The organism is Sedimentibacter sp., from assembly GCF_032080165.1.
Taxonomy (GTDB): domain Bacteria; phylum Bacillota; class Clostridia; order Tissierellales; family Sedimentibacteraceae; genus Sedimentibacter.
This window is the reverse complement of record NZ_DAMASY010000027.1, coordinates 1-1,954: the sequence shown is the minus strand read 5'-3', so window position 1 is coordinate 1,954 and position 1,954 is coordinate 1. Positions and strand designations below refer to the sequence as shown.

1 protein-coding gene is annotated in these 1,954 nt (G+C 30.2%); it reads right to left on the bottom strand.

All coding sequences use genetic code 11. From position 1 onward, the window contains the following. Positions 1–190: 190 nt before the first annotated feature. A complete protein-coding gene (gene arcA / locus RT412_RS17120) occupies positions 191–1,414 on the bottom strand; it encodes an arginine deiminase (RefSeq protein ID WP_313347177.1) in 1,224 nt (407 codons plus the stop codon). Positions 1,415–1,954 lie beyond the last annotated feature (540 nt).

The following is a 1,954-nucleotide window of genomic DNA, read 5'->3' as shown; positions in this document are numbered from 1 at the left end:
CTGTCGTAAATTCCATTAATGTTAAAAAACTTCTTCCTTTTAAATTTACTGCCATAATTACCTCCAAATCAAATATAAATTACATAAAATAATTGCAATATGTTTAAATATTAGCTTTATTGTATAATTAGTTATGTTAACATACAATTAGCGCACATGCAATAAAAAATTTATAAATATTAAAATAATGTTATAAATTTTCTCTTATTAAAGGCATGCTCATACACCTTGGTCCACCTCTGCCCCTTGATAACTCAGAGCTTGGCATAGTGTGAACCTTAATGCCTTCTTGTTGTAAAATTTCATTTGTTACATAGTTTCTTGAATATACAATGACTTCTCCGGGAGCAATACACAATGTATTTGAACCATCATTCCATTGTTCTCTTGCAGCATCTATAATACTGTTGCCTCCGCATTTAATTAATTTTACGTTATCTAAATGAAGCTCCTTTTTCAAAATATCTTCTAAGGTGCCTTTTTCTTCTGTTATATTAATTTTTCCTTCACTGTCTCTTTGAAGAACATATACGTTTATATCTGATTTTATGTTTGGATGAATTGTGAATTTGTCATAGTCAACCATAGTAAATACGGTATCTAAGTGCATAAATGCTCTCGTCTTAGGTATGTCAATAGCCAATACTTTCTTAAAGGTAACATCTTCTGTAAGCAGCAAGTTTGCAAATTTTTCTATAGCGTTAGGATTAGTTCTTTGGGATATGCCGACTGCAATAACTTCACTGCTTAATACTAAAATATCTCCCCCTTCAAGGGAATATTTTTCACATCTGTCATAAAACAATTTGGTTTCTTTATATGTTGGATTACAATTAAAAATGTATTTTGCAAACAGAGTTTCTCTGTTTCTTGTTACTGTAAACATTTTATGAATAGTAACACCTTCACCCACTGCTGCAAAAGGATCTCTGGTAAAATATAAATTAGGCATAGGATCAATTATGAAAGGATATTGGTTACTTAAATAGTCAACTAATCTTGGTCCTCTGTAATCGTTAATTTCTGATTTTCGTATACCTTCCATCATTTTAACGACCATTTCCTTGTTGCTTTTAAATGATAAAAAAAATTCCTTTAACATTCTCGACTTTCTGCGTTCTTTAATATCTGATTCTTCTATATATTCGTCGATAAATTGATTCTTAATATCTTCGTTTATCAATGAATCTGCAACTAAATCTTCCAAATATACAGTTTCTATATTCATTGCCCTGAAAATATCAGCAAAAAAGTCATGCTCCTCCTGCGCTATTTTCAAGTAAGGAATATCATCAAAAAGTAACCTTTCAAGATATTCGGGCATTAAATTCTCTAACTCTCTGCCTGGTCTATGCAGCAAAACCTTCTTTAATCTTCCTATTTCTGAATAAACATTAATAGATGAACTGCTCAAAAACATCACCACCATTATATTATTTGATAACGATTTTTTATGCTGACGACATGCTCGACCTTTAATTTATGCATTTGCTAAGAAGTAATATTAGGTAAGTAAGTCGATTACCCTGATGTAAGTACGCCTAAATAAAAAGTAAAATATTAATTGTAAGTAAGTTTATATAAACTGTCAATTTTATTTAATTATATTTTATTAAAGTTTTTTTTTATTGTCAAGAATAATCTTAAATAAATATAAAATTGGTAAATAAATATACAAATTGATATATATAGAGTTAGGGCATCGCAGAGGAATGCAACAAACATATTATTTGGTATTGGTAATTTTGTCAAGGGCTTTTTCTACAAATATATACATTTATGATATTTATGCATTTGATGTTTAGTCCCCTCCGCCGATAAATGTGGGGGAACTGTCCGGTTACAGTAATTGTCAATATGATTTTATTAAAAAAACAGCTGATATTTATATCAGCTGTTTTTCAACATGGCGACGTCCTACTTTCCCAGGCAGTTACCCACCAAGTATCATCAG